The organism is Bradyrhizobium sp. 23 (assembly GCF_023073295.1).
In the GTDB taxonomy this organism is placed as follows: domain Bacteria; phylum Pseudomonadota; class Alphaproteobacteria; order Rhizobiales; family Xanthobacteraceae; genus Bradyrhizobium; species Bradyrhizobium canariense_D.
The window spans coordinates 388,348-396,711 of sequence record NZ_JADPJF010000037.1 but is presented as its reverse complement, the minus strand read 5'-3'; the positions used below and the strand labels follow the sequence as shown (position 1 = coordinate 396,711).

The 8,364-nt window shown below is 60.9% G+C and carries 7 protein-coding genes; 2 read left to right on the top strand and 5 right to left on the bottom strand.

Annotated elements, in window-relative coordinates; genetic code table 11:
* The 4 genes from IVB32_RS08015 to IVB32_RS08000 form a co-directional block, all read right to left on the bottom strand.
* Positions 1-1,165, bottom strand: a 1,165-nt coding sequence (locus IVB32_RS08015; protein ID WP_346731093.1) for an ABC transporter substrate-binding protein, incomplete at its 3' end; no start/stop codon positions are given.
* Between the two features lie 777 nt (positions 1,166-1,942).
* The gene (locus tag IVB32_RS08010; protein WP_247369056.1) at positions 1,943-3,886 is read right to left on the bottom strand and encodes a glycosyltransferase; all 1,944 of its coding nucleotides are present in this window, start codon (positions 3,884-3,886) and stop codon (positions 1,943-1,945) included.
* Complete coding sequence (locus IVB32_RS08005; RefSeq protein WP_143273909.1) at positions 3,883-5,265, bottom strand: HlyD family secretion protein; 1,383 nt, start codon at positions 5,263-5,265, stop codon at positions 3,883-3,885. The genes IVB32_RS08010 and IVB32_RS08005 overlap by 4 nt, the downstream gene beginning before the upstream one ends.
* Positions 5,266-5,422: 157 nt before the next feature.
* The gene (locus tag IVB32_RS08000; protein WP_345946687.1) at positions 5,423-6,796 is read right to left on the bottom strand and encodes an EAL domain-containing protein; all 1,374 of its coding nucleotides are present in this window, start codon (positions 6,794-6,796) and stop codon (positions 5,423-5,425) included.
* A gap of 90 nt (positions 6,797-6,886) precedes the next feature.
* Between IVB32_RS08000 and IVB32_RS43010 the strand changes: the two genes are divergently transcribed.
* Positions 6,887-7,048, top strand: coding sequence for a hypothetical protein (locus IVB32_RS43010; RefSeq protein WP_240543322.1), 162 nt, complete (start codon positions 6,887-6,889; stop codon positions 7,046-7,048).
* A 99-nt stretch (positions 7,049-7,147) separates the two neighbouring features.
* Positions 7,148-7,408, top strand: coding sequence for a hypothetical protein (locus tag IVB32_RS07990; RefSeq protein ID WP_240543323.1), 261 nt, complete (start codon positions 7,148-7,150; stop codon positions 7,406-7,408).
* 11 nt (positions 7,409-7,419) lie between these two features.
* Here the strand turns inward: IVB32_RS07990 and dctP are convergent, their stop codons facing one another.
* Positions 7,420-8,343 (bottom strand): TRAP transporter substrate-binding protein DctP, encoded by a 924-nt coding sequence (dctP, locus tag IVB32_RS07985; protein WP_247410091.1) that lies wholly within the window; start codon positions 8,341-8,343, stop codon positions 7,420-7,422.
* Positions 8,344-8,364 lie beyond the last annotated feature (21 nt).

The following is an 8,364-nucleotide window of genomic DNA, read 5'->3' as shown; positions in this document are numbered from 1 at the left end:
AGCGGCCGTCGAACTGGACCAGCCGCATCTGCCGGATCGGCAGGTAGCTGTTCGGCGAGGTGTTCATCCTGATGTTGGGCAGGGCGACCGAAGGCTGATAATTCCTCAGCGAAGCCGCCTGACGCATGATGTTCTCGCGCGAGAGGTCGTCGCCGCATTGCTTCAGCACCTGCGTCAGCGCCTCTGCCGCGGCGTAGCCATAGAGCGCGGCGCTGCTGTTGGTGCTTTCGTCGTGATGGTATTTGTCCATGAAAGTGAACCAGTCCTTCATGGCGGGATCGTCCTTCCATGCGGGATCGCTCGGGTCCTTCAGAAAGGCCGCCGAGATCACGCCGGAGGAATTCTCCAGGCCTGCGGGCGCCATCGCATTGGCGATTGAGGCGGAGGCGTCGTTGACGATGAAGACCGGGCGCCACTTGAGCGACGCCGCCAGCTTGATCACCTTGGACGCCGTCGACGGTACACCGAGAAAGACGAAGATATCGGCGCCGGCGCGCTTGAGGATCGAGACGTGTCCGTCGAGATGCTCATCGGCAATGTCGAAGGCGATGTCGACGAGGACGAGACGGTTCAGATCGCCAAGACCTTCCTCCAGGCCCTTGAGAAGCGCACGCCCGAACTGGTCGTTCTGCCAGAGCACCACGATCTTCTTCCTGGGATAATAGGCCTGGAGATAGTTGGCGTAGATGCGCCCCTCCGACCGGAACGACGGCTGCCAGCCCATGGTCCAGGGAAACGCCTTGGCCTGGCTCAGCTCCTCGTCGCCGGAGGCGACGAACAGTTGTGGGATCTTCTTCGCGTTCAGATACCAGCGCGTGGCGAGATTACCGGGCGTGCCGAACGATCCGAACATCAAATGCACGTCGTCCGTCTCGACCAGATTGCGCGTCAGCTCCAGCGCGGTCGTCGGATCGGAATTGTCATCGCGCGTGATGAAGCGGATCTTGCGGCCGTTGATGCCGCCGCGCGCGTTGACCATGTCGAAATAGGCCGCTTCCGCCTGGCCGATGGCGCCGAATTCGGACAGCGGTCCCGAATACGGCATGACATTGCCGATACGGATTTCGTTGTCGGCGGTGGGTTGATCGGCGCGCTCCTGCGACATCGCCCCGAGCGATGCCAGGGCAACCATCAACACGAACAGCATCCTGCCGGAGACGCGCATGCCCGATACCTTGACGTTGGCCCCTCATCGAGGTCGGCTCAATCCGCACCAAGGCTGCTTGATCTAGGTCAAGCGTTTGTCAAAGCTGTGGCGCGGTGCGCAGCTGGAGGGCCGGACGAAACGGCAGGCGTGCTGACGCGCCGACTGGGGCGCGCCGCTAGGGCAGCCCGCGGACTTTGAACTCCATCTCGACCCGGCGGTCGTGAAATCGGGCGATATAGCCCGGGTGCGCTCGCTGTTCCGCACTCGTCCGATGAAAAATGAATCGATCTGTGAAAGATCATGTTTGGGATAGCGGGCCGTAATTTGGATGGTGGTCTATATTGACCGGTGGCGGCAGAGCTCTCGGTTCCATGATGGTCCATCACCGCCCGCATCGGCGCCCATCGGTGACTGAGAGTATCGCGCTCCCGCCGGATTCAGGCGAGCCTCATGGCCATTCAGCGACCACCTTGTCCTACATGCCGGATAACAACGACGCTGGCGCGCATCACGCCAAGCTCCGCCGGTTCTGAGATTTGGACCTTCGAATGTCCCGCTTGCGATTTCGTCGACCAGATCGCGGTCGTGCTGGTCGACCCAATGAGATCGTCTGATACCTTGGCTTGGTTTCAGGGCGAATTGCGGGCGCCTACATAGGGCGCGCGCTACCTGGAACGATCGAGCGCCGAAGGCCTGGACGTAGGCATTGGTCGAGAAGAACCGGTTGCAGCGCTCGGCTTGGCAACGACGGTGACGTTCAGCGAGCTTGGTGCTGCGCTTCATCAGCAGAGGTAGTCACCCGAAAATCCGCATCATTAATGCTTTGCCGATCGGGGCGGCGTGGATGCCGCTGAATGCGCTGACGTAGTCACCGGAATAGAAAGCGCGAATGAGAGCGATGCGGGTGTTGAGGGTTTCATCAAACCGGATTGCAAAGCCATTCCCCGTGCGTCGCACGACCAGGGCCGCGACGTTTCTCTCCTGGAGGGTGCAGCGAACCGCGGTCCCGACAGGTGGTGGATTGTCGCTCACGAAGCGAGCGCCCGTGATCGACATGTCTGCCAAACGGTAGATGCACTGCCGGGAACCGATATTGAAAAGGACAGGCTCATCTCGCTCGAACCGCTCGGCCTTCCGTCGCCGCGGCTGCTCGATGGACACCAGGCAGACGATCAACAGAATGATGGCGTTGTACAAACTCCAGGCGAGCGCCAGACCGCCATAGGCGATCATGTCACCTTGCACATGAAGCACGAAGGCATAGACGATACCCGCGAGCGTAATCGCCAATGCGGTGCCGTATATCCTGAGCAGTGGCCATTCGACGAAGCGTTGGTCGCGATCCCCGCCCTTCGCCGTGACCTTGAATGTGTGTCCCTGCGTCTGGAGCAGTCCCGCCGCCACGGCCTTGAGAACCGCCGGCAGTGCAATGTATTGAGCGACATCCGACATCACCGCCATGGAGCGTCCGCGGGAAATCCAGGCCATGGTGAGCGAATACGAGACATAAAAAGGCAGGAAATATCCGAGGAGTTCGAAAAGATCGGCCTGGACCGCTTTGATGCCGAAGAGAAGATAAAGGCTTGGAACGACGAGACCGAAGACCTTGACGACATAGGTCGAGGTCCAACTCATGAATGCTTCGATGAGAGAAAGCCTGTCGACAACGTCCAGCTGCGATCTTCGGGAAAAGGGACCACTGCGCCCCCGAAAGATTTGCATGAAGCCAAGACACCATCGGCTGCGCTGAGTGATGTACTCCTTGAGTCCCTCCGGGGCCAGCCCCAAGGTCAGACGCTCGTTCAGGTACACCGTGCGTGATCCAATTTCCGTCAGCCGCAGCGTCAGCAAGTAGTCCTCCGTCACGGAATCGGTCGGAAAGCCGCCGATCTTCACGAGGGACGAGAATCGGATGACCGACGACGTGCCGCAACAAAACGCCACGCCCCAAGCGTCCTTCGATGGCATCAGGATATCGAAGAAAAAGCGCTGCTCGTCCGGCCAGACCTTGGTCGCGGCCAAATTGGTTTGGATCGGATCCGCATTGATGAAATGCTGAGGTGTCTGTACCACGCCTACGCCCTGGTCGCGGAACAGGCACGTCGCGCGGCTGAGAAATTCGGGCATAGGCACGAAATCGGCGTCGAGAATCGAAATGAAATCTGGGGGATCGGCGAGCTCCGCCACATGCCACAGGGCGTGATTGATGTTGCCGGCCTTGGCGTCCTTGTTGTCCGGGCGCGCCAGATACCGGCAGCCGAGCTGGCCGGCAAGCTTTTCGAGCCAGTCACGCCGTCCGTCGTCCAGAACCCAGACGCGGTAGTTGGGATAGTTCATTCCCGTGGCGCCGATGATTGTGCGCTCCAGAATCGACGTTTCCTCGTTGTAGGTGCAAATGAATACGTCGATCAGCGGAGCTTGCCGTCCGGCAAGCCACCGCCTGTTGACTTCGACTTGCGGCGTTCGATTGGTCGAGCGGCTGAGAAACACCAGTGTCAGTGCACCCGCCGCAAGCGATACAGCCTCGACGAAGAGGAACACGGATCCCACGGCGAAGTCGGCGGTCCAGCCGACGGGCGGCACCGTGGCTGTCATGCGCCATCCAAAATAGCGGATCATGAGCAGCAATGCGATTGAGATCATCAGCGAGCGCGCCGTGGAGTTCTCGTGCCGCAACCAGGGAAGGACGGCAACGCAGAACCCGAGCGCAATAAGGCCCGGTGTCAGCGCGGCGATCATGGCTTTCTCGCAGTGTCTGGCGAGAAGATGACGCGTCCGGTTCGCCCGACTGGACAATCGTTGGAGCCATCGTTGAGGTCGGGGACCGAAATCGTCGCACGATACGGTTCCTTGCTCAGCGCATCGGGATTAATGGCGAGGTTCGCTGCGACCCCTGCGGAGCCGGTGAGATTGACGACGGTGCCAGTCAATTCGGGGCCGCCGGCGCTCGGCCGGAAATGTGCGAGAGATCCCAGTTGCAGCCCGTTATACACGCTCTCAGTGACGTTCGCCGTCACTACGGCGCCGGAACAATCGAGTAGACGAATGAGCGGTTGTCCGGCCCGGACGTCCTCTCCAGGTGCCGTCATGACCTCCCATATTCGGCCGGCGACGGGGAACTTGATGTCCGCCTCGGAGCGGCCGATGTAACGAGATCGCTCTGATTCTATCTCGCCGACGAGCCACGAGATTTGCGCATCGGCGTGCGCTACGTCCGCGGTGAGGCCTTCAGCCCGCTGCCGCATTTCCTCCTCACGCTGCACCGAGCTCGGACGATCGTTGTAGCTGTCGCCGAGGAAAGTGCCCTCGCGCGCGGCGGTGAGCTCGACCTGGGTTGCATCCAGACGGCGTCGCGCGCCGATTTCGGTCTGCTGAGCAATGGTTTGATCCCGCGTCAGGCGCCCAAGCTCGACAGACGAAACGCTGCCCGATTTGATGAGCGATGATGCTCGTTCCACCGCGGCTGCCGCCTCTTCACGACGCGCTGCGGCCGCTTCGATTGATGTTTGGATTTCTGCGATGCGCGCCTCGAGCTGACGAATGCGCCCCGCTGTGAACAGGGCCGCCTGACGCGCCAGATCCTTCTGCCCCGCCTGGGCTGAAGCTATCTTCGAAACGAGGCTCGGCCTTTCGTTTTCGAGGCGAGACATCTGACTGCGCAGGTCATCGAGCCGCACGCGGTCGCCGCGCGGATTGACGACACGGAGGATGAAAGTGCCCTCACCGACGGTGCCTAAATCGCCTGACAGACTGGCCCCGGCTGAAATCTTCCCGTCAATCGGCGACCTCAACGTCACGAGCCTCGAATTGACGACGGCTTCGACGCTTGACGTCTGGAAAAGCGCTCTGAGCGGCAGCCAGCCGAATACTGCGACGATGGCGATGCCCGCCGCGGCCTTCACAAATCGGAGAAGCGTCCGGCTCGGCTTGGATTGCGCTACATCCGCGGCGGCATCGCCGCCGGTTGCGGGGGCATCGGCATTGCCGGGACTGAGACGCGCATCCAACGCGCGTTGCAAACCGTGCGCGTCATGGTTTCCGTCCACCGCGAGAGGTTTTGCGATATCTGGACCGCCGCCGCCTTCGAATGTCGAATCGAAACGCGTTTTGTTTTGCATCATACACCTGAGAGTCAACGCGCAACCTCCGCGCGAGATACGGCCGGCCGAATCCAAATGCGATGTTGGTGTTGCAAAGGCTAACTGAAACATGAGAATTGTCTGCGATAGCGGATCGCCAAGAGTCGCATTGGGCCGATAGAGGCACGGGTCCGTGCTACCGTTCAGCCGATGTGTTGACGAGGTGCAGCTTGGTCGCGGGCGAAGCCCGCGGCATTGCTTTCTCAAACTCCGCGAGAATGCTGGCGCCGAGCTCTGAGGCGGGGATCGGCCGGCCGAAGAAGAAGCCCTGGACCTGATCACCGTTGGCCGCGTCGAGGAAAGCTGCCTGGTTGGCGGTCTCGACGCCTTCGACCGTCACCCGCATGCGCAGTTCCCGTCCGAGCGCGATGATCGCTTTTACTACTGTCCCGACCTGACAATGAGGGCCGTCGAGGCTCTGCATGAAGGCTCGATCGATCTTGATCTTGTCGAACGGAAAGCGCCACAGATAGCTGAGGCTCGAATAGCCAGCCCCGAAATCGTCCATCACGATGGCAACGCCCATCGTCTTGAGCGTCCGGAGCTGAGCCATGATCGTTTCGGTGTTGCCGAGCAGCAGGCTTTCGGTGATCTCCAGTTCGAGTCGGTGCGCCGCGAGTCCGGCGTCTTTTAGTGCGGCGGCGACGATGTCACCGATGTTGCCCGCCACGAACTGCACGGGTGACAGGTTCACTGCAACGGTCAGGTGCGCCGGCCAGGTCGCGGCCGTGCGGCATGCCTCCCGCAACACCCACGCCCCGATCTTGTCGATAAGCCGCAAGTCCTCGGCGACCGGAATGAAGGTCAATGGCGGAATGAGGGTTCCGTCCGCCGCGGGCATCCGGATCAGCGCTTCGAAGCCGGCAAGGCGGCGCTGGGATATTTCGAAGAGCGGCTGATAATGCAATTCGAAGCGATCATTCAGTACCGCGTCGCGAATCGCCCTCTCGAGCTCGATGCGCGCTTGTAGCTCAGTGTCCATTTCAGGCAGGAAAAACCGGATGCAGTTGCGGCCGGCTGCCTTGGCCGCGTAGAGCGCGAGGTCGGCACTCTTGAGCAACCGCTCGGCGGTGGTGTCTTCCCCCGTCGCCAGCGCCACGCCGATGCTAGCGGTGGTGAGGATCTCGTGCTGCTTGAATTTCACGGTCGCATTTACCGCGGCGGCGAGATGGCTCGCAAACGACTCGGCCTGAGCTTTGCCGGCGATCCCGCTCTGCACGACCACGAATTCGTCGCCGCCGAGCCGCGCCACCACGTCGTCGATCCTGGCCGCGGCGCGAAGACGCTTGGCGATGGACTTGAGCAGAAAATCGCCACTGTCGTGACCAAGCGAATCGTTGACCTCCTTGAAACGGTCGATGTCGATGAAGTGTACGGCAAGGCTGCCGCCCCGCATCGGCAGGCGAGCGATGGCGCTCTCCAGTTTTTCGATCAGCTGCGGGCGATTGGTCAGCCCGGTCAACGCGTCATGATGGGCGAGAAACCGGATGCGCCGGTCAGCGTGCTTCACCTTTGTTTCCCGATACCAGGCAATTGCGGGAATGGAGAAGGCGAGACCTGACAGCAGGCAAAGGAACACGGCCGCGGTCAGGAACGTATTGTGGACATTCTTGCGTTGCTCGGTTTCATCCACGTAGGCCGCAACGACAGCGGTGAGGCGACCGTCGGTCTGGACCGGGACATAGGCGCGGGCGAAGAATGCCGGTCGGTCGGGCGAATTTCCCTCCCTGACGTCGACGATCGGGAGACCGTCAACCGCTGATCGCGCCGCATCGGGGCTATATTCAGACAAGTCGACGAGCGCGATCTTTTCGCGGGTCGAAACGAACTGGGAGTAGCCATTACGGTTGAATATTTCGTAGTGAAAGACCTCGCCGGAATTTCGCGCCGACAGGAAGAACGCCATGCTCGCGGCGGAAGGCTGCTCGCCGCCGGCGATCTGCTCGAGATCGGTGACACTGGCCGCCAGGAACCTCGCCCAGCTACGAGCGGTCGACGTCGCATCTTGACGGAGAAGATGATCGGTCGTGATCTTCAGGGTCGTCCCGGCGCCCAGCAACAGAATGGCAAGCGCGGCGACGATGGTGACGATGTTTCGCTGAGGCCAGATACTGGCGAGTGACGGCATCAGTGCTACCGGGTCGATCGCATTTTCGTGAGCTCGGCCCGAACCGTTTTTAGCAGTTCGGCATTGCGCTCACTTTTCGAAGCCCAATCGTCGGCAACGGCCGCGAACACGGCATTGGCCGCATCGAGGTCCGACGGCGTGGGTATGGTCACCTGGCGTTTGGGATCGGACTTCAGCTCCCCCATAATGCTGTTTTCAACGGCTTCGTAGGTATCCATGAAACGTCCGGCAGACCACGCACCGCTGTATTTGAGGATGGTCGCCTGTGCAGGTTTCGGCAGCCGGTTGAATATTTTCCGGTTCATCAAAACCATCAGCGGTGCGCCGCTGATGCCAAGAAGGTAATGATAGGTCGCAACGCGTTTGATGCCGTAATCGACCAATGGAGATGGTGGTACCAGGGCGCCATCGATGCTGCCGCTGCCAATGGCTTCGGAGATCTTGGTGACCGGCAGAAATACGGGCCGCGCTCCGAGCTTTTCGAGCGCTGCGGCTTCGCCCGGATTGTTGACGCGAATTCTCTTGTCCTTCAGATCATTCAGCGACGTGATCGGAATGTTGCTGTGGATCGTCTCGGGCTCGGTGACATAGGCGCCGATCACCACGTAGTCGTCGTATCCTTGCAGCGCGCCGGCGGCCATAAGCCGGTTGAACACCGCAACGGACTCCCGCATGTTCGTAAACAGGCCGGGCATCTCGATGATTGCATTGTCTGCGAACCGGTTGCGAGTCAGTCCCGTCACGACGTAGGCGATGTCGGCCGTACCATCGAGCACGAGCTGGGGTTGCTCAGCCGGATCCTTTCCAAGCACGCCGCTGAAATAGGTCTCGATTTCGATCTGGCCTCTTGCCTCGGCGTTGACCGCGTCGACGAATGGCTTGACCGCAGCGAGATAACTCGTCGAGCGGTCGGAACTGGGGAAGGCCAATTTGAGCTTGACCGGTTCGGC